The 19,937-nt window shown below is 69.8% G+C and carries 11 protein-coding genes; 1 reads left to right on the top strand and 10 read right to left on the bottom strand.

The window, feature by feature from the left end; all coding sequences use genetic code 11:
• Nucleotides 1-159 precede the first annotated feature (159 nt).
• Nucleotides 160-603: an SRPBCC family protein gene (locus tag ACIG5F_RS16950; protein ID WP_396518620.1), complete on the bottom strand. Its 444-nt coding sequence runs from the start codon at nucleotides 601-603 to the stop codon at nucleotides 160-162.
• Between the two features lie 233 nt (nucleotides 604-836).
• Here ACIG5F_RS16950 and ACIG5F_RS16945 point away from each other — a divergent pair, with 233 nt between their 5' ends.
• Nucleotides 837-2,687 (top strand): BTAD domain-containing putative transcriptional regulator, encoded by a 1,851-nt coding sequence (locus ACIG5F_RS16945; RefSeq protein ID WP_396518619.1) that lies wholly within the window; start codon nucleotides 837-839, stop codon nucleotides 2,685-2,687.
• On the opposite strand, the gene ACIG5F_RS16940 is transcribed toward ACIG5F_RS16945, so the two are convergent.
• From ACIG5F_RS16940 to ACIG5F_RS16900, 9 genes are all read right to left on the bottom strand, one after another.
• Nucleotides 2,570-3,745 (bottom strand): glycosyltransferase, encoded by a 1,176-nt coding sequence (locus ACIG5F_RS16940; RefSeq protein ID WP_396518618.1) that lies wholly within the window; start codon nucleotides 3,743-3,745, stop codon nucleotides 2,570-2,572. The two genes, ACIG5F_RS16945 and ACIG5F_RS16940, sit on opposite strands and share 118 nt — an antisense overlap.
• Nucleotides 3,746-3,785: 40 nt before the next feature.
• Complete coding sequence (locus ACIG5F_RS16935) at nucleotides 3,786-4,637, bottom strand: alpha/beta fold hydrolase (RefSeq protein ID WP_396518617.1); 852 nt, start codon at nucleotides 4,635-4,637, stop codon at nucleotides 3,786-3,788.
• 1 nt (nucleotide 4,638) lies between these two features.
• Nucleotides 4,639-4,941, bottom strand: coding sequence for a phosphopantetheine-binding protein (locus ACIG5F_RS16930; protein ID WP_396518616.1), 303 nt, complete (start codon nucleotides 4,939-4,941; stop codon nucleotides 4,639-4,641).
• Nucleotides 4,938-8,984: a beta-ketoacyl synthase N-terminal-like domain-containing protein gene (locus ACIG5F_RS16925; RefSeq protein WP_396518615.1), complete on the bottom strand. Its 4,047-nt coding sequence runs from the start codon at nucleotides 8,982-8,984 to the stop codon at nucleotides 4,938-4,940. Before ACIG5F_RS16925 ends, ACIG5F_RS16930 begins: the two co-directional genes overlap by 4 nt.
• A gap of 5 nt (nucleotides 8,985-8,989) precedes the next feature.
• A complete protein-coding gene (locus ACIG5F_RS16920; RefSeq protein WP_396518614.1) occupies nucleotides 8,990-15,724 on the bottom strand; it encodes an SDR family oxidoreductase in 6,735 nt (2,244 codons plus the stop codon).
• A gap of 399 nt (nucleotides 15,725-16,123) precedes the next feature.
• Nucleotides 16,124-16,477 carry a nucleotide pyrophosphohydrolase gene (locus ACIG5F_RS16915; protein ID WP_396518613.1) on the bottom strand — a complete coding sequence of 118 codons (354 nt, stop codon included), beginning with the start codon at nucleotides 16,475-16,477 and terminating at the stop codon, nucleotides 16,124-16,126.
• A 43-nt stretch (nucleotides 16,478-16,520) separates the two neighbouring features.
• Nucleotides 16,521-17,825: a DUF2786 domain-containing protein gene (locus ACIG5F_RS16910; protein ID WP_396518612.1), complete on the bottom strand. Its 1,305-nt coding sequence runs from the start codon at nucleotides 17,823-17,825 to the stop codon at nucleotides 16,521-16,523.
• A gap of 39 nt (nucleotides 17,826-17,864) precedes the next feature.
• Nucleotides 17,865-19,682: a glutamine--fructose-6-phosphate transaminase (isomerizing) gene (gene glmS, locus ACIG5F_RS16905; RefSeq protein WP_396518611.1), complete on the bottom strand. Its 1,818-nt coding sequence runs from the start codon at nucleotides 19,680-19,682 to the stop codon at nucleotides 17,865-17,867.
• 10 nt (nucleotides 19,683-19,692) lie between these two features.
• The gene (locus ACIG5F_RS16900; RefSeq protein ID WP_396518813.1) at nucleotides 19,693-19,923 is read right to left on the bottom strand and encodes a hypothetical protein; all 231 of its coding nucleotides are present in this window, start codon (nucleotides 19,921-19,923) and stop codon (nucleotides 19,693-19,695) included.
• Between the last annotated feature and the right edge of the window lie 14 nt (nucleotides 19,924-19,937).

Here is a 19,937-nt window from a genome sequence, read left to right as displayed (position 1 = left end):
CGCCCCCGTCTCCGTGATGGACTGCCGACAGCACTCGGGTTCACCTCGCCGTTGCCGTGCTCGCGGTGACGGGAGCGTACCGGGTGCCCGTAGTCCGCCATGATCTCTCGGCCTTGTTCACTCGATCGAGCGAACAAGGCCGAGTAAGACCCACGGAAACTAGCTGCGAACGGTTGCGGCCAGCCTGTCCAGCGTCGCTGTGTGGATACGGCGCAGCCCCAGCGGCGCGAATGTGCCCTCGAAGAAGCCGGCCACGCCGCCGGCGCCCTGCCATGTCGTCTGCACGTGCACGGAGCTGGCGCCCTCGCCCTGGGGCTTGACCGTCCAGGTCGTCACCATGGTCGAGTTCTGGTCCGACTCGACCAGGGTGCCCGGGGCCGGCTCGGTGACCTCGAGCAGGCAGTCCCGCACCCGCTTCTTGGTCGCCTGCAGCTTCCAGTGCACCTTGGTGCCCGCACCCGTGCCGCCCGCGAGCACCTCGTACTCGCTGTAGTTCTCGGGCAGGATCCCTGCCCGGGCGCCGGCGTAGTCCGCCAGCGCCGCGTAGACCGCGTCCGAGGGCTTGTCGATGACCCGCTCGGCGGTTGCCTTCACCTCTGCCATGCCCCCGATTCTCGCAGTGTCCGGCGATCGGGGCGCATCACCCGGGCGTGAACAGTGATCAACGAGATGCGTCACACACGTCACGGCGAGTGAACACACCGGGACGATTGACCCATGTGCCCCGCTCGTTCGGGCACTGTGCGTGACTGTCCGTTCACCCCGGCTAGACGGGACCGCCACGGCGCGATAGGAACTGCGCACTGGGCACAACCTCTGGCGGGAGGTGTTGGGACATGCAGGTGCGGGTGCTCGGTCAGTTCGAGGTCGCTCGCGGCGAGAAGCGGATCACCCCGTCGCAGCCGAAGCTGCGCCAGCTGTTCGCCCTGCTCGCCCTCAACGCGAACACCGTGGTGCGAGCCGAGCAGCTCATCGAGGAGCTGTGGGGACCGGAGCCGCCGAGCAAGGCGATGGGCACGCTCCAGACCTATATGTCACATCTGCGCCGCCTGCTCGCCGCCGACGACATGGGCGTGTCCGTGCTGCACACCCGGCACGTCGGCTACGCCCTCACGCTGCCGGAACAGAATGTCGACGCCGGCCGGTTCGCCGGACTTGTCGCACGTGGACGGTCCGAGTTGGACGGTGGCCACGTCGAGGCGGCGTCCGAGACCTTCCGCGCGGCGCTGGCGGTGTGGCGAGGTTCGGCGCTCAGCGACGTCGACGCCGGCCCAGTGCTCGAACACCACATCCGCAGCCTGGAGGAGACCCGGGTCGGCGTGATCGACCAGCGCATGGAGGTCGAGCTCATGCTCGGCCACCACCACGAGGTCATCAACGACCTGAGCACGCTGGTCCGCGACTATCCGGCGCACGAGGGCCTGCACGTCAAGCTGATGATGGCGCTGCACCTGCTCGGCCGGCGCTCCGAGGCGCTGCACGTGTTCCAGCGCATCCGGACCACGCTCATCGACGACCTCGGCCTCGAACCGGGGCAGCAGTTGCAGCAGGTCCACCGCGGTCTGCTGGTCGGCAACCCCCAGCTCGACGCGTTGACGCCGACCGGCGCGCTGCGCAGCGGCAGCTGGCTGGAGCCGCCCGCGCAGCTGCCTCCCGACCTGCCGGTCTTCGTCGGCCGGACGGCTGAACTGGCCGCGGCGGAGAGTCCGCTCCAGCAGCCGTCGCGCTCCGCGCCCGCGGTCGTCTCGGTCGTCGGGCCGCCGGGATCGGGCAAGACCGCCTTCTCCACGCACCTCGCGCACCGCGTCCGAGCCCGTTTCCCGCACGGTCAGCTGCACGCCGACCTGGCCGAGCAGACCCCGGTCGAGGCGCTCACCGGCTTTCTCCGCGCCATCCGCGGCACCGGCGCGCAGCTCCCGGACAGCATCGAGGAACGCAGCCACCTGCTCCGGGGCTGGACCGCGGAGCGACGCGTGCTGGTTCTGATCGACAACGCGGTGAGCACGGTCGAGTTGGCGCCGCTGATGCCCAGCGGCGGCGGGTGCGCGGTGATCGTGAGCTGCCGCACGAGGCTGCCGCTGCGTGGCACGAGTCTTGCCGTCGACCTGCGGCCCCCGGCCGAGGACGAGGCCCTCGAACTGCTGGGCTCGGTGATCGGCTGGCGTCGGCTGCGGGCCGAGCTGCCGCAGGCCCGCCGGCTGATCCGACTGTTCGAGGCGTCGCCGATGGCGCTGGTCGCCGCGGCCAACCGGCTCGCCGTCCGGCCGCACTGGACCATCGCGGTGCTGCTCGACCGGCTCCGACACCGCCGTGACTGGCTCGACGAGCTGGTCAACGCCCGCGTCGACCTGGTCAACAGCATCGAGCTGAGCTGTCGGTCGCTCGCGCCCGCGCACCGCGACGCGTTCTTCCGGCTCGCCGACGCCGCCACCGAGCCGCTGACCACGAGGGGCGCGGCTGTGGTGCTCGGCTGCGACCAGCGCACCGCCGAGGCGATTCTCGAATCGCTCGTCGAACACCAGCTCGCGACGGTCGACCGCGCCCCCGATGCCTTTGTCGGACAGTTCCACTACCGCTTCAGCCCACTTGTCCGGGTCGCGGCGAGCTCGCTCAGCCAGTTCGCCGCGGCGTCGGTGCCGCCGGCCGACGCGAACGACTTCTGGATCCGCCGCGCCCCTTCGGCATAGCCGGAGCTCTCGTCCAAAGCTGACGCAATGCTCGAACGCAGCAGCGCTGCTCCGATGCGGCCGAACCGGACTCGCACGCCCGCGCCCGCGTCGACAACCTGTTGGGCGATGATCGGCTGGTCGTCCCGGATCGGGGCGACGACCAGCGGCACTCCGTGACTGAGGGCCTCACACACCGTGTTGTGACCGCCGTGGCAGACCACGACCGAGCACCTCGGCAGCAGCGCTAGTTGAGGGACGCGGCGCACGACCAAGACGTCAACATTCGAGCAAAGCTCACCCGTTGGATCAACGACGACGCCCTGCGCCAGATCCGACAACCCGCTCAACGCCTCCATCGCCGCCGCCAGGAACGGCCCGCCGGCCTCGGCGTTGGCCGTGCCCAACGTCACCAAGACGACCGGTCGCCCGTCCAGCGAGGACCAGGGGAACGGCGTGTCGTCCGGCCGTGAGTCGATCGACGGCCCGACGAACACCACCTTGCCGTCGACCGGCCCCACCAACTCCGCCGTGCTGAACGCCAGCACTCCATGAGGGGAGAAGCGCAGGTCGTGTGTCGCCGCCGTCGAGCCGTGCCGACGCCGAAGTCCAGCGAGCAGGTCGTCGAGCCACGCCGCCACCTTCGGCATCTCCGCCAGCGGCTGCACCAGCTCCGCCGACGTCGTCGCCGACGTCGCCCACGGGAGGTCCCGACGCTCGGCCACCAGCGCCCCGGCCATCGCCTGCTGGTCGACCAGCAGCGCATCGGGACCGAACTCGTCCACCGCGGCGTCCACCACCGCAACCATGTGCTCGGCGAGCGGAACCAGGAACTCCTCCCAGAGGAACTTCAGCGACGCGAACCCCCGCAGCTGCGGCGGTCGACCCACCAGCGGGTCGTCCGACAGCGGCCGACCCGTCGGGTAGAAGGCCGCGTCCGGGCCGACCAGCGGAGCCAGCGCGGCGTTCGGCCCGACCCAGCCGATCTCGTGCCCGGCGGCGGCCAGCCGCGCCGCCACCCCGACCGTCGGGTTGATGTGCCCGACAAGCGGGGGGACGACAAACAGGAACCGGCTCACGCCGCCCCCTTCGCCGACCGCGCAAGCTCCACTGCCGAGCTCACGCGACGGGCTCCGCGGCGAGCACCCGCGCGTCGTCGGCGGCGTTGATCCACGGCACGTCCGTGTGCAGGCCCCGCACCCACGGGATCAGCAGCTCGCGCACCTTCCGGTGGGCATCGACGAGCACCGAATGGTCCTGCCCGGGCAGCACCACGGTCCGACAGTTCGACAGCGCGCGCTCCAGCGCGCGCGGGTCCTCGCCCTGTAGACCGTCGCCGCCGAGGATGTGCAGCACCGGCGTCGGCAACGCCAACAGGTCCTCGGCCGACATCAGCCGGCCCTGCGACACCTCGGTCATCATCGTCGTGGCGAACAACTTGGCCGCGGCCTTGCGGGCCAGCTTCGCGTGGTGGGCCCCGTTCTGCGCCTCCAGATCGAGGAACGTCTGCTCGTTGGACAGCTGCTCGCCCATGTAGTCCATGGCCTGCACCATCCGGTCCGCCCACGGTTGGGTCGGCGGCTCCGACTCGATCGACACGATGCTCGCCACCTGCCACGGCCGAGCGAAGGCGTGTCCGAACGCGACAGTCCCGCCGAAGCTGTTGCCCACCAGGTGAACCGGGCCGCGCAACTCCAGAACGTCCAGCAGCGCACAGAGATCGTCGACGAAGTGCTGGAATGTGTAGCCGGTGTCCGGGCACTCGCTGCGGCCGTGCCCGCGCAGGTCGTACGCGATCACGTTGATGCCCGCGGCGGAGACCGGCGCGGCCAGCGTCAGATAGAAGCTGGCCAGGCTGTCCGTGCCGAGGCCGTGCACGAACACGACCGTCGGCGCCGACTCAGGGTCCACGCCCTTGGCGTTCATCCGCTGGTAGTGCGTGGTGACGCCGTTGGCCAGGATCTTGCCCACGTCAGCCTCCCGCGCGGGACAGGGCCGCGACCACGAAGTCGACCAGATCGCCGACCTTGAGCGCGATCACCTCGTCGAGATCCTTATCGGCCAGGAACTCGGCCAGGTTCACCGGCTCACCCCAGTGCTCGGTGGCCAGCGCGGTCAGCGTGACCAGGTCGATGCTCTCCAGTTCGAGGTCCTCGTTGAACGAGGTCAGCTCGGTGATCTCCACGTCGTCCACGCCCAGCTCGGCGAGCACCTTGCGCAGCATGCCGGCGATCTCGGCGAACACGACGTCGCGCGACGCCTCGGTGGTGGTCATTTGTCCTCCTGATCGGCGGGACCGGCGGTCCACGCGACGACGTACTGCCGGGCCGGCAGGTCTGCTGGATTGCTGACGGCGACCCGCTGTCGACCGTCACCGGCGGCGATGCCGGCTGTCGGGTCCTCGATCGCGATGCTCACCGGAACGTCGCCGAACCGGGCGATCGAGACACCGAGCTCACCCTTGTGCGCCAAGGAAACCGAGATGGCGGGCAGCGGGAATCCATGGTTGCCGGAGACCGTCACCCGACCGTCGACGACCTCGTCGACGAGGATCTCCGCCGGGAAGATCGGTCCGGATCCGTTGTCCCACAACAGGCTGCGCACCGCGTCCTTGACGGCGATGCGGCCGAGCAGCCAGTGCCGCCGGTCGCGCGGCGGCAGCCGGTCATAGCAGGCGCGCTCGCGGCCGCTGAGGTACTTGCTCAGATACAGCTCACGGGAGGCCAGGTCGGGCCAGCGCTCGGCGACCGCGACCCAGCCGCCGGGTTGACGCTGCGACAAGGCATTGCGCTCCGGGAACCGCCACGCCTCGTCCAGATCCATGTGGCTGTCGAACCGGCGGTCCCGCCAGTCGGCGATCTCCGCCCACACCACGCCGTTCACGGTCAGCTGGGCGTCCACCTGGTAGAGCCGGTCGCTCACCTCGACGACCTTGATCAGGCAGTTCACCGGCGTGCCGGCCGCCGGGTGCGGGCCGAAGAACTCGATGCGCCCCATCTGCACGGGGAAGGCGATCCGTTTGGTGGTCTGGGTTTCCCAGATCCAGTACCCCAGCAGCTGGCCGACGTTGTCGAGCAGACCGCCGGGCACATCAGGAGTCGTGATCACGCCGCCGACGTGGTTGGCCCCGACGCTCGTCAACGCGGTGATCCCTTGCAGGGCCGGGCCGTGGAACATCACGCGCCGCTCGTAGAACTCACGTGCGGTCATGCCCGGTGCCGTGTGCTCGCCGCCGGCCACCGACCAACTCCGGTGCGGCCTGGGCGCCCAATCCGCCGCCAGCTCCACGACAGCCTGCGAGTGATCGCCCATCGCCACCCGAACCCGATCCGGTCCGATCGGCTCGGCAGTGACCGTCACCTCGGCCGACGGCGCGCCGATGAGCCACCGCAACAACTTCACGTCGTGCACCCGCACGGCGCGAAGTCCCGGCGCGGCCTCCTCGGCCGCGTCCATCATGATCTGGATCAAGGTGGTGCCCGGCACGACCGGACGCCGGTCGGCCAGATCGGGCCACCCTTCCCGCTGCGGCGCGAAGCAGTGGTCCAACAGGAACGGCATCGACTCGGTCGAGATGGTCATCAGCTTGGTCAGCGCCCGGATCGCCGGCGCCCGGCGGCTGGAGATCACCTGCGCGGCCGACTCCGCGGTCTCCCGCAGCAGCGCCTCCAGTTCGGCCGCGATGGGGAAGTCCGCGGTCAACGAGTCCAAACGGGACGGACCGGTGCTGATCGTCGTGCCCACGGACACCAACGGCGAACCCAGTTGCAGGGCCACCGGATGCCGGGTCGGTTCCAGCAGTGAGAAGTCCGGCGACCCGCCATCGACCCACAGCGCCGCGGCGACCAGCCGAAGCTGGTCCACGCCGTTGCGGTGCGTCGAATTCGCCGCGACCGTGAGGTGGTCCTCGCCCTTCAGCGTGTCGTCGATCAGCGAACCCAGCTGTCCGGCCCCGACCTGGATGAACACCTTGATGCCGGCCGCGTGCATGGCCGACACCGTCTCGCGGAAGCGGACCGGCTCGACCAGGTGCCGAATGTAGAGGTCCCGCACGGCATCCGGGTCCGTCGGATACGGCGAAGCCGTGGTGGCGGACCAGATCGGCAGGGCTGCCCGGCCCATTTCCAGGCGATCGGCCAGATCGACGAACGGCTGGAGGTACGGCCGGAGCATCGGCGTGTGGAAACCCGACCGGAACGGCAGGACCTGGCTGATCACCGCGCGCTTGCGGAACTGCGCGACCAGTTCGGCGATCTCGTCGGGCGGCCCGCAGACGATTGTCGCGCTCGGGGAATTGTCGTGGGACAGCACGATGTTCGGCCGGTCAGCGATGGCCTCCGCCACGCGGTCGACGCCACAGCCGATGGTCGCGAACTCGACCCCCGGCACCTCGACCGAGGTCGGGTCGAACGTTGCCAGCGAGTCCTCCACCGCGCGATCGGAGAACATTCCGCTCACCGACATCGCGGTCCACTCGCCGATGCTGTGCCCGGCCAGCGCCGTCGGTTTCACGCCGATGCGCCGCAACGCACTGTCCAGCAGCCGTCCTACGCCCAGCACGCTCATGCCGTGCCGGCCGAGGTCGCCGTTGCCCAACGACCGCCTGATGAGTCCGAAGTGGTCGGCCACATCCTCGACATGCGGATCGAACTCGGCCTCCAGCCCGGGAAAGACGAAGGCAACGCCCGAATTGGGCAGCAGCGGAGCGGGGCTGAACCAGATGTTGCTGCGACCGCGCCAGGCGACGCCCTTGGCGACGGTCTTCTCCGCGAGGGCCATCCGCTTGGGCGTCGGGTCCACAACGGCCAGTCGAAGCCGGCCGGTCTCGTGCTGTTCACCCTGGTTGAGATGACGGAGCAATTCCTCGGCAGTGTCGGCCGCGATTCGCAACACCCGCACCGGTTCGTTGACGACGATCGCGGTCGGCGCCGGCTTCGGTGAAGGTGCCTGCTCCAGCACCACGTGCGCGTTGATGCCGCCGAACCCGAAGGCGTTCACCCCGGCGCGGCGCATCTCGTCCCCCCACACCTCGGCCTTGTCGATCGGCCGGAACCGGGTGGCGTTCAGCGCGGGGTTCGGGTCGTCGCAGTGCAGAGTCGGCAGCAGCACGCCGTGGTGCACGGCCAACGCGGCCTTGACCAGGCCGGCGATCCCAGCGGCCGGCATGGTGTGGCCGATCATCGACTTGACCGAGCCGATCACCGCGGGCCGTCGAGTCGGGGCGCCGAACACCGCTGCCAGGGTTGAGAGTTCCGCGGCGTCGCCGGCCGGTGTTGCCGTGCCGTGCGCTTCGAGGAGACCGATGGCGCCCTCGGCGGCGGGGTCCAATCCCGCTGCCGCCCAAGCCTTTCGGACCGCGAGGACCTGGCCGCCGGGGTCGGGGTTGAACAGACTGGCACTGCGGCCGTCGCTGGCCACGCCCGTGCCGCGCACCACCGCATAGATCCGGTCGCCGTCCCGCTCCGCATCGGCCAACCGTTTGAGCACCACGACCCCGGTGCCCTCGCCGATGAGAATTCCGTCGGCGTTGCGGTGGAACGGCCGGATCTGCTGGCTTGTCGAGAGCGCTTTCAGCTGTGTGAACACACTCCAGAACGTGATGTCGTGGCAGTGGTGCACGCCGCCGGCGAGCACCACATCGCAGCGCCCGCTGGCCAACTCGTGCACGGCGTGATCAACGGCGATCAGCGACGACGCGCACGCGGCATCCACTGTGTACGCCGGGCCGCGCAGGTCGAGCCGGTTCGCCACCCGCGACGCGGCCAGGTTGGGCACCAGGCCGATCGCCGACTCCGGCTGTTCCGGGCCGAGCTGCTCGGTGAAGGCCGTGCGCACACGCTCCAACTCGGCGGCCCCGATTCCCGGCACGAGCTCGCCGAGCGTGCGCACCAACTGCACGGCGGTGCGCACGCGCTGATCGAGCCGAACCACACCGGGCGTGAGATAGCCGCCACGGCCCAGGATCACGCCGATCCGATCACGGGCCGGCAGCCGCTCGTCGCCGCCGGCATCGGCGATCGCCGACGCGGCGACGCGCATCGCGATCAGCTGGTCCGGCTCCGCGCCGGCCACCGAATTCGGCATGATCCCGAACCGGGCCGGGTCGACATCCGCGTACTCGTCGACGAATCCACCGCGCCGGCAGTACAACCGGTCCGCCCGCGCCGAGCCGGCCGGATCGTAGTAGCCGGGATCCCAGCGGTGCTCCGGCACGTTGGTGATCGCGTCCACGCCGTTGACCAGATTTCGCCAGTACGTCTGGAGATCCGGCGCCCCCGGCAACAGGACGGACATGCCGACGATCGCGACATCGGACATCCGCGTCACCAGCCCGACGCGGTGTAGACCACGGCCCGCACGTCGTGGTCGCCGAAGGCCAGCTCCCGCAGCAGAGCCATGGTGCCCTCCTCCGGGTCGATCAGATCGATCCCGCGGCGGCTGTACTCCTGCTGCAATTCGGGGGTCACCATGCCGCCGTGCCGCGCGTCCGGAGCCCACGGTCCCCAGTGGACAGTCAACGCACGAGTTCCGGTCCGGGAAGCCCAGAGGGCGCCCAAGGTCTGGAGCGCGTCGTTGGCCGCGGAGTAGTCGATCTGCCCGCGGTTGCCCAGCGCCGCCGCGATGCTGCCGAACAACGTCACAAATCGGGGCGGCGTGGGCAGTTCCTCGATCGCGGACAGCAGGGCCCGGGCGCCGTCGACCTTCGTGTCGAACACCCGGCGGAACGAGTCGGAGTCCTTGTCGGCGATCAGCTTGTCCTCGATCACCCCGGCCGCGTAGCAGACCCCGTCGACCCGACCCTGATCCGTGTAGATCTCCTTGATGATGCCGTGCAACGCCTCCTGGTCGCGGACGTCGGCCGAGTGATAGCCGACCGTGCTGCCCAGGGACCGTAGCTCGTCCAGGGTCGCGCGCACCTCGCGGGCGGCGAGGATCTTCGCCGACATGCGCTCGATCTCCGCCGGTGAGCGATGCCCCTGCGCGATCAACGCCGCACGTAAGGAGGTCTTGTCCGTCGCCGACGCGGTCGCCGGGTCCTCGGCGTCGGTCGGCAGCGGCGTGCGGCCGATCAGCTCGATACGGCACCCAGTGGTCATCGCGAGCTTGGTCGCGAACTGGGCGGTGATGCCGCGCGCGCCGCCGACCAGCAGAACCACCGAATCCCGGTCGAGCCCGATCGCCTGCGCCTCGGCAGTGCCGTCGCCGGCCGGCCCGGCGCCGGTCGTGCCGAGCGAACCGAGATCGATCGGCAGCATGTCGATCGTCTTGCGTGTTCCGTCGCCCCGCACCACAACCGGGTGCCGGTCGTCGGCCAGCAACTCGTTGATCAGGCTCTCGGTCACCGTGGTGGCGCCGACCTCGATCAGCTTGGCGACGGTCTCCGGGTACTCGCGGGAGATGGTCCGGAAGAACCCACGCAGGCCGACCACGCGGTCGTCGGCGTGCTCGGCGACGGGAGACACCGCGATCACCCACCGCGGCCCTTCAGCCAGTGCCGCCTTGAACTCCGTGAACGCCCCCGGCAGCACCGGATCGTCGCCGGGCGACAGCGCCCCGAGGTAGAGCAGGTTGCCGGCCTTCTCCGTGACCGACGCCCCGTGCTCGCCGAGCGCCGCCGTCAGCTCGGCCACCAGCTCCGGCTGCCCACCGATGACGCGGAACTCCTTGCCGGACAACGTGGCCGACTCCAGCAGCGTGGCCGCGCCGACCTCCGTGGGCACCATCTCGAACCGCCGGGGAGCCCGGCCGGCCTTGACCTCCGCCACGATGACGGGCGCCGGCTCGCCACCGGTGGCTCCGCTGAACAGATCGGCGATCTCCTGCGCGGTCCGGGCCTTGGTGAGCTCCTCGACGTCCGAGGTCGGCGCCGCGCCCAGGCGCGTGACCAGAGTTCCGGCGATCTCGGTGCGTTTGATGGAGTCGATGGACAGGTCGGCTTCGAGGTCCAGGGTCGGGTCGAGCATGTCGGTGGGATAACCGGTCTGCTGGCTGATGACTTCCAGCACCGTGGCCAGCACGTCGGCCGCCACTGACAGCGCCGGAGCCGGGGCCGCCGGCACGGCAGAGCTGCCGAACAGATCGGCGATCTGCTGGGCCGTGCGGGCCTTGGTGATCTCTTCGAGGTCGGCGCTCGGGGCGCCGAGCTTGGTCACCAGGGTGCCGGCGATCTCGGTGCGTTTGATGGAGTCGATGGACAGGTCGGCTTCGAGATCGAGCGCCGGGTCGAGCATGTCGGCGGGGTAGCCGGTCTGGGTGCTGATGACCTCCAGGACCATGGTCAACACATCGGCGACGACCGGCTCGGGTGCGGCGACCGGCGCCGCGACAACCTTGGGGATCTCCAGGACCGGCGGCGGCGCGATGTGCTCCACCACGCGCGCCGGGGCGTTGGCCGCGCCGCCGAAGTAGCTCAGCAACACGTCCCGCTGCGCGGCGATCATCTCGCGGCTGGTGCGCAGGAAGTCGCTGATCAGCTCGTCCTGACCGGCACTCGGCTGCGACATCGACAACTCCACTCGTCGGGCGGGAACGAGCCCGCCGGCCAGGTACTGCCCGTCGGCGGTGCGGACCAACTGGCCGTCGATCGTCCAACCGGGACGCTTCGGCGGCGTGGAAGTGCTGACGTCCAAGGCATCGCGGCCGTGGAACAGCCAGCTCGTGCGGACGTTCACCCCGGACACGGCCAGCTGCGCGGCCGCGGCCAGGAAACCGCTGACGCCACCGTCGGTCGTCACGCGGACGTGCGGCCGGTCGCCGAGGATCCCGTCGACCAGCCTGGTGAGGATCCCGCCCGGGCCGACCTCGACGAAGATCCGCGCCCCGGCCTCGTACATCGACTCGATCTCGTCGACGAACCGGACGGACGACCCGATCTGCGCCGCCAACTCCTCCCGGACCTCGCCGCCGTACGGCGCGGCGGTCCGATTCGACCAGACCGGAAGCTCCGGCTCGCGAACGTCCTGTGTGGACAGAAACTCGCCGAACGCCTTGCCGCCCGCGGCCACTAGCGGACTGTGGAAGGCACAGGCGACCTGGAGCTGCCGGCCGGAGATTCCCTTGGCCCGCAGGGCCTCGACCGCCGCGCGAACCTGCTCGGACGGTCCGGAGATCACCCCCTGCTTCGGGCCGTTGTGGTTGGCCAGCACCAGCTCTTCGGTGAGGACCGGCGCGATGTCCTCGGCCGTCGCGGTGATCGCGGCCATCGAACCGGGATCCTCGCCGATCGCGCCGAGAATGCTGTCGGCACGGGCGCGGCTCAGGGCCAAAAGCGTTGCCGGGCTGAAGGAGCCCGCGACGCTCAACGCGACCAGCTCACCGTAGCTGTGGCCCGCCAACAGGTCCGGCTGCACGCCCAGACGTGACAGCAGCTGGTTGACCGCGAGTTCGGTGATGCCCAGCGCCGGCTGCGCCGCGCGAGTGTCGGTGATCCTGGCCGTGCGTTGCTGCTCGGCCTCCTTGTCGAACGCGGCCGGGGGAAACAGCGTGTCCGCCCACTCCCGTCCGAGCTGGAGCAGGTGTTGGATTTCCGGGAACGCGACAAAAAGCTCGGCGAGCATGCCGGGCCGCTGGCTGCCCTGCCCCGGGAAGAGGAAGGCCACCTTGCCATCGATCTGCTGCTGGGCAACGAAAACGCCACGCTTCGGATCGTGCCGCCCGGCGGCCCCGTCGCGGAGCAGTTGCGGCAGCTCGTCCAGGTTCCTTGCCACCACGGCGATCTGCGTCGGCTCACCGCGCTGCTCGGCCCGCCGCGACGCGGTCTTGGCCAGGTCACGCAGTCGCCACGTGCGGCCGCTCGCCTCGTTCTTGCCGACGAGGTCGAGCATCCACTCGACGGAACGCGCCGCCGACGCGTGATCCGCGCCGCGGAACGTGAACAGCTCGGCCGTCCACTGGTCGTTGCTGTGCCTCGGAGTGGGGGCCTTGTCGTAGGCCGACAACACCATGTGGAAGTTCGTGCCGCCGAAGCCGAACGCGCTGACCGCGGCGATCCGCTCCCCGGCCGGCGCAGCCCAAGGCGCGGCCTCCGCGTGTAGGACGAAGGGATTGCCCTCGGTGTCCCAGGCCGCGTTCGGCTGCTGGACGTGCAGCGTCGGCGGCTTGATGCCGTTGTGCAGGGCCAAGGCCGTCTTGATCAGGCCGGCCAGGCCGGCGGCGCACTTCGTGTGGCCGATCTGCGACTTCACCGAGCCGATCGCGCAACTGGCCGGGCGGGCCCCGTGCTCGACGAACACCTTCGCCAGCGAGCCGAGCTCCGTGCGGTCACCGACGACCGTGCCCGTCCCGTGCGCCTCGACCAGACCGACCTGCGCCGGCGACAACCCGGCGTTGCGGTACGCCCGCTCCACCGCGCTGCGCTGGCCCTCGGGCCTCGGCGCCGTCAGCCCCAGAGACTTGCCGTCGCTCGCGCTGCCGATGCCCTTGATCACCGCGTAGATCTTGTCGCCGTCCCGCTCCGCGTCGGCCAGCCGCTTGAGCACCACGCAGGCGACGCCCTCGCCGAGGGTCGTGCCGTCGGCGCTGCTGTCGAACGTCTTGCAGCGGCCCGACGGCGACAGCGCACCGACCGAGCTGAACATCAGGTAGTCGTTGATGCCGTTGTGCAGGTCCGCCGCGCCGCACAGCACCATGTCACTCGTTCCGGTGACCAGCTCCTTGCAGGCCACGTCCACCGCCGCCATCGACGAGGCGCACGCCGCGTCGACCGTGTAGTTCGCGCCGCCGAGGTCCAGGCGGTTGGCGATCCGGCCGGCGATGACGTTCGCGAGCACCCCGGGGAACGTGTCCTCGGTCAGCCTCGGCAGCTGGCGGTCGAGCTCCTCGGGCAGCGTCCCCAGGTAGGAGGGCAGGACCGTGCGCAGCGTGGTCGCGCTGGCCATGTCGCTGCCGGACTCGGCGCCGAACACCACGCTGGTCCTCGACCGGTCGAAGGCGCGGTCCCCGTAGCCCGCGTGCACCAGCGACCGGTACGCGGCTTCGAGGGCCAGCAGCTGGACCGGCTCGATGCTCGCCAGCGACGCCGGCGGAATGCCGTAGCGCAGCGGGTCGAACGGGATCTCCGGCAGGAAGCCGCCCCACTTCGACGGCGTGCTGTCCGTGGCCCCGGAGTCGGAGTAGTAGACGTCGGCGTCCCACCGCTCCGGCGGCACCTCGGTGACGGCGTCGACCCCGGCGAGCACGTTCGCCCAGAAGGTCGGCAGGTCGGGGGCCTGGGGGAACATGCAGGCCATGCCGACGACGGCGACGTCCAACGGCATGGGCTCCGGCTCTGGTGCAGTGCTGCCGCCGACGCCGAGAGCTTGCGCCCTGACGGAGTGGTGACGCATTGCTCCAATGCTCACGCTCTCGTGCAGTGCGGCGACCGTGGTGACGGAGTCACGCAGCACAGCAACCTGGCCGGCCATGAACATGCCTTCGGCAAGTTGCCGCCGCTCGTCGACGTCGAGCAGCTCCGCGCCGCTGCGCTCCACTCCCTTGCTCGCGATCCGCAGCCGACCGATGTTGAGCTGCTCCAACTCCTCCCAGACCTCGCGGTCCGGCAGTCCACGAGCGCGCAAGTCGTCACGCAGCGCGAGGAAGTCCTCCGCGAACGGGCTGGTCACGCACCTCGTCGCGTGACCGGGTGCCGTCTCCAGCAGCGCCGTCGCTTCGGCGTCGACCACCTGCTGCTGGAAGAGCGGCTGCACTGCTCCATCGCGCACGCACTCCTCGGTAAACAGGTATGCGGTCCCCATCAGGACGCCGACGTTGCAGCAATGCGCACGCAATGGAGCAGCCATCGCGCTCACCATCGCTGCCGACCGCTCGTCGTGAATGCCGCCGGCGAAGAGCACGTCCAGCTCCGCGTCCGCGTTCGCGCCGAGGAAGTCGAGCAGGACGCTCAGCTGCGCCTCCCACAGCGGGAAGCTCGACCGCGGACCGACATGCCCACCGCACTCCGACCCCTCGAAGATGAACCGCCGCGCCCCCGCCTCGAGGAACTGCTTGAGCAGACCCGGCGAGGGCACGTGCAAGAACGTCGTGATGCCGAGCCGCTCCAGCGCGGCGGCCTGCGCGGGCCGTCCACCTGCGATGATCGCGTACTGCGGGCGCAGCTCCTCGATGACTTCCAGCTGCCCGGTCCGGACCTCCTCGGCGGCGAAGCCCAGGATGCCCGCGCCCCACGGCCGGTCACCGAGCAGATCCCTTGTCTCCCGAAGCAGTTCTCGAGTCTGCTCCTTGGTCGCGAGCGCCAACGCGACGAACGGCAGGCCGCCGTTCTCAGCCACCGACGCCGCGAACCTCGCGCGGTCGCTCACCCGCGTCATCGGCCCCTGGGCGATCATGCTCGGCGCCGACGGCTCCTGCTCCAACGCCGCCACGACGCCGTCCTTGATCGCTCGCACGACCCGGTCGACCGTGCCGAACTCGTCCGCGAACCGCGCGGCGAGAAAACCGTCCTGCCCAACCGGAATCCGCTGCTGACCTGCACCCCGGCGGACCAGCAGGCGCTCGCCGTCCACCACCGTCGTCTCCGAGCCGTCCATCGGCCGGATCGCGGCGGCGATCTCGTTGTCCACATCGGACTCCGAGAGCAGCGCCAGTTGTGTGTCCAGGACAACGCCGGCGGCGCCGCCGACCACCGCGGCCGCGGCCGTGCGCACGCCGATCCCGCCCCACGCCCAGATCGGCACGTCCAGGGCATCGACAAGTTGTTGGAGCAGAACGAACGTGCTCAGCTCACTGACCGGACCACCGACCTCGTGTCCGCGGGCGATGATCCCGTGTGCACCGCGCTCGACTGCGAGCAATGCTTCCGCTTTGCTCGAGACCTCCACCAGAACTCGGTGGTGCTCGGCCAGGTCTGGAATAGACCACTCCGCGCCGTGACCAATCAGGACGGTGTGAACCTGATCACGGGGAAGGTCGCCCGGCGGCAAGGCGCACCCACCGGTCACGCGCACGCCGAACGGACCGCCGGCCCAGCTCAGCAGCAGGTCCAGCGCCTCCCGGCTGTGCCGGTCGCCGGCGCCGAGGTCGAGGACGCCGAGGCCGCCGGCTCGACAGACCGCGGAAACCAATCGGGCATCGGGAACGTTGAACGGGCTGACTCCAAGCACAAGATTCTGTGTGAATCCGGAGTTGGAGGAGTGCGCAGCCATCGAGCCTCCGCAGGGGGATACGAGACCTATGGGTGCGCACATCGGTGTAGCCACACCCTAATGGGTGGATCCAAACTGAAAGGCTATGGCTCGTTCGCAATTTCGTCAATTGAGGTACTAGGTAGTTCAGTAAAGTTTGCGTGGAAGTTCAGCGCGGCTCAAGCGTTCTCCTGGCCGCTGAACCTCGGTGACAACCCTGCTGACCTGCTCAGCTGGTCCGATCGGGTCGCGGCCGATCGAGGTGGCCGGCAACAGCCTCCCGGGGTGTCATCACCGTTGCCCGCCCGTATAGTTCAGATGAATTGGCTGGTCATCAAGTTAAAGCTCGTCGTACTTGCTCGCGTTTCCCCGTGACTTCTCGACCGGGTACCGCAATTCGTTGCGAGCCAACTTGTCCAGCGTGGCTTGGGCCAGATCGATGCCGGTCACATCGGCGAAACGGACCAGGTACATGAACACGTCGGCGACTTCCATCCGGACCCGCTCCCGCAGGTCCGATCCGGACATTCCGCTGGCGATCTGGTCGTCGGTGAGCCACTGGAGCTCGGCCAGCAGCTCTCCGGCCTCGCCGGCCAGGGCCATCGACAGGTTCTTCGGCGTGTGGAACGGCCCCCAGGACCGGGCGTCGGAGAAGGCGCGAATCCGGGCCGTCAGGTCCTCGATGTCGGTCACGGTCCCGTACGGTAGCCCTTGAAGTCGGGCCGTTACCCCAGAATTAGCGAGTGGGGGTCAGCTTTTGCCGGTCGAGCCCGATGTCGGCGAGATCGGCGGCCGCGGTGCCGGCCTCCCACCCTGCGGCGCTGCCCACCGTGTACGACTTCTTCACGGTGGCCGGATAGAGCTCGTCGAACAGCTGGTTGACCGCCTTCTCCCGGTCGGCGAGCACCGGAAGCAACCGGTCGTCGGCCGTCAGATCGCCGTTCTCCTCCTCGGCGGCGGCGCTGAGCCGCTGGCCGATCCTTGTGGCGTACGCGAGCAGGAACGACTGCCGGTAGGTTCGGCTCCGGGCCTCGATGCCGTCGGCCCGCGCCGCGCCGGCAGCGACCATTGCCCTCGTCGCCTGCAACAACAGCGAAGTCGACAGCAGTTCGGTGATCTCCAGGTCGAGATCCGCCCCGATGAGCGCGATGAAGCCGATCTTCTCGTACACCACGCCCCGCGACCGGTTGGCCGCCGCGACCGCCGCCACCAGCTGCGCCTTCGCCCCGACATACGGCGTGTCCAACCAGACCCGTCGAGAACTCGCCGTCTGCGGCACGTGATCGTCGGCGTCGAGCAGCGCTCGCTCGAAGGCGTGCCGGCTCATCAACTCCTGGGCCTTGGCCGACAACGCCTCGGCTTCCTCGGGAAACTCCGTCGACTCCGCTTTTGCGAGCAATCCTCGCACCTTGGCCAGAACCTTCTGATCCACGCCCGCGGCCGGCCCGACGTCGGCCACCGTCGCCGTACCCGGCAACGGCAGGATCAGCGGCAGCTTCGGCAAAGCCATCAACGTCGCCAACGCGACGATGACAACCTCCAGCCCCTCCTCCTTGCTCAGGATCTGTTTGACCAGCCACTGTGCGAAGTGCTGACGGTCGTGACGCCACCACGGCCGCGCCTCGATCTGGCGCAGCTGGTCCCGCCAACGCTCGTGGATCGAGGCCTGCGCGTGACGCGCCATGTCCGTGGCGATCGCGTCGACGACCAGGCTCGTCGCGAACTCGTCGCACTCCCGGCCGACCACCCGGACCAGGTCATAGGGCAGCCATCCGTTCGGCCACAGGAAACCCAGCGCTCGCGCGAACACACCAGCCACGGCCAGCCCGAGCTGGTGGTCATCGGCGCCGGCGAGGAACGCCGCGTCCACCGCCGCGGTTTGACGCTGACCATAGGAATAGTCGTTGGCGGCCGCCCACAGCCGCGCCGCGACGCCGTTGGCGTCGAGCGACCGTGCGTCGACGCCGTCGGCGGTCCGCTGCGTGTGTCGGGTGCGCGCCTGCTGCCTGGCGGCACGCCTCGTCCGGTCTGAGCTTCCCACGCGGACGAGGTTAGCGACCGAACCTGGCAATGCCCGGGCTCACTCCACGGTCACGCTCTTGGCCAGGTTCCGGGGGTGATCGACATCGTGCCCGAGCAGCACCGCGGCATGGTAGGCCAGCATCTGCAAGGGGATGCCCAGCAAGATCGGGTCCAGCTCCGGCTCGGCCTTGGGCACGACGATCGTGTGGTCGGCCAACCCGGCCGGCAGCTCGCGATGCGCCAGCGCGAGCACGGGCCCGCCGCGCGCCTTGATCTCACCGAGCGTGGTCAGGTTCTTGTCGTACAGCTCGTCGTCGGGAACGATCGCGACGGTCGGCGTCTCCGGGCTGATTAGCGCCAGCGGGCCGTGCTTGAGCTCCGAGGCCGGGTAGGCCTCCGCGTGCACGTAGGAGACCTCCTTCAGTTTCAGGGCGCCCTCGCGTGCGACCGGCCAGCCCCGCACCCGGCCGATGAACATCACGTTCGGGCACGTGCCGTACTCCTGGGCGAGCCCGGCGATCTGGTCCTCCAGCTGGAGGATCTCGCTGATCTGGGCCGGCAGCGCCCGCAGGCCGCGCACCAGCCGCTGGCCGTCGGCCGGCGACAGGTCACGCACCCGTGCCAGATGAAGCGCCAGCAGGGCGAAGTCGACCGTGGTCACCGTGAACGCCTTCGTCGACGTCACCGAGATCTCCGGGCCAGCGTGCAGGTAGATGCCGCCGTCGCACTGGCGTGCGATCGAACTGCCGACCGCGTTCACCACGCCGAGCACCCGCCCGCCCTTGCGTTGGATCTCCTGCACCGTGGCCAGCGTGTCGTAGGTCTCCCCGGACTGGCTCACCGCCACGTACAGCGTGTCCGGGTCGATCAACGGGTTCCGGTAGCGGAACTCCGAGGCCGGTTCGGAGTCGGCCGGCACCCGGGCGAGCTCCTCGATCAACTGCGCCCCGATCTGGCCCGCGTAGTGCGCCGAGCCGCAGCCGAGGATCTTGACCCGCTTGAACTCCCTCGACTCGCGCGGCGTCAGGTTGAGGCCGCCGAGGTGGGCGGTGCCGAAGCGATCGTCGAGCCGGCCGCGCAGGGTCCGCTCGACCGCTGTCGGCTGGTCGTGGATCTCCTTGCGCATGAAGTGGCCGTAGCCCTCGGCCTGGTAGTCGCTGTCTTCGACGTCGACGGTCGTCGGCGGCCTGGTGGTCACGGTCGCGTCCAGGGTCCTGGTGCTGAACCCGTCGGCGGTGAGCACCGCGACCTCGCCGTCCTCGAGGTGCACCACCTGCGAGGTGTGGCGGACCAGCGCCATCACGTCGGAGGCGACGAACAGCTCCTTGTCCCCGACCCCCAGGATCACGGGGCTGCCGTTGCGCGCCGCGATGATGCGGTCCGGCTGGCGGGTGTCGACAACCGCGATGCCGTACGTGCCGACGATGTCCGGCAGCACCCGCCGCACCGCCTCCTCGATGTCGTCGACCTGGACGGCGGCGATCAGGTGGGCCAGCACCTCGGTATCCGTCTCCGAGCTGAAGACGACTCCGTCGGCACTCAACTTGGCCCGCAGCTCCTCGGCGTTCTCGATGACGCCGTTGTGCACGACCGCGACCCGTCCGCTGCTGTCGACGTGCGGGTGCGCGTTCTGCTCACTCGGCACGCCGTGCGTCGCCCACCGGGTGTGGCCGATCCCGACCGGGCCGGCCAGGCGGGCCGGCACATCCTGCGCCAGCTGCCCGACCCGGCCCTTGACCTTGCGGACCCGGAGCTTGCCGCGGCCGACCACCGCGACCCCGGCCGAGTCGTAGCCGCGGTACTCCAGCCTCGCCAGGCCTTCCAGCAGGATCGGGACGCAGTCGCGCGACCCCACGTATCCGACGATTCCGCACATGGTCGTTCCCTCACCCGTAGACGATGCGTCGCAGCTGCCGAAGCGACAGCTCTGGCGCAGCGACGCGGCGCTGCGGCAGCTCGACGGCGATGCGCTCAAAGATCTGGTCGTTGGTCAGCCCGGCCGACTTGAGCTCGGCGTGCCGGCGGCGCACGACCGCCTCCGCCGACTCGTCGAAGTAGGCGAGCACGTCGGCGACCACCCGCGCCGCCTCGCCCGGACCGAGCGCCGTGGTGCGCATCAGGTGCGAGACGA

It is taken from the genome of Kutzneria sp. NPDC052558, from assembly GCF_044547355.1.
Taxonomy (GTDB): domain Bacteria; phylum Actinomycetota; class Actinomycetes; order Mycobacteriales; family Pseudonocardiaceae; genus Kutzneria.
This window is presented reverse-complemented; position numbering and strand designations above follow the sequence as displayed.

What these genes read in the sequence shown, in the direction of transcription:
- ACIG5F_RS16945 (WP_396518619.1), top strand. Translation starts at nt 837, where the DNA reads ATGCAGGTGCGGGTGCTCGGTCAGTTCGAGGTCGCTCGCGGCGAGAAG.
- glmS (WP_396518611.1), bottom strand. Translation starts at nt 19,682, where the DNA reads ATGTGCGGAATCGTCGGATACGTGGGGTCGCGCGACTGCGTCCCGATC.
- ACIG5F_RS16925 (WP_396518615.1), bottom strand. Translation starts at nt 8,984, where the DNA reads ATGTCCGATGTCGCGATCGTCGGCATGTCCGTCCTGTTGCCGGGGGCG.
- ACIG5F_RS16950 (WP_396518620.1), bottom strand. Translation starts at nt 603, where the DNA reads ATGGCAGAGGTGAAGGCAACCGCCGAGCGGGTCATCGACAAGCCCTCG.
- ACIG5F_RS16900 (WP_396518813.1), bottom strand. Translation starts at nt 19,923, where the DNA reads ATGCGCACCACGGCGCTCGGTCCGGGCGAGGCGGCGCGGGTGGTCGCC.
- ACIG5F_RS16930 (WP_396518616.1), bottom strand. Translation starts at nt 4,941, where the DNA reads ATGACCACCACCGAGGCGTCGCGCGACGTCGTGTTCGCCGAGATCGCC.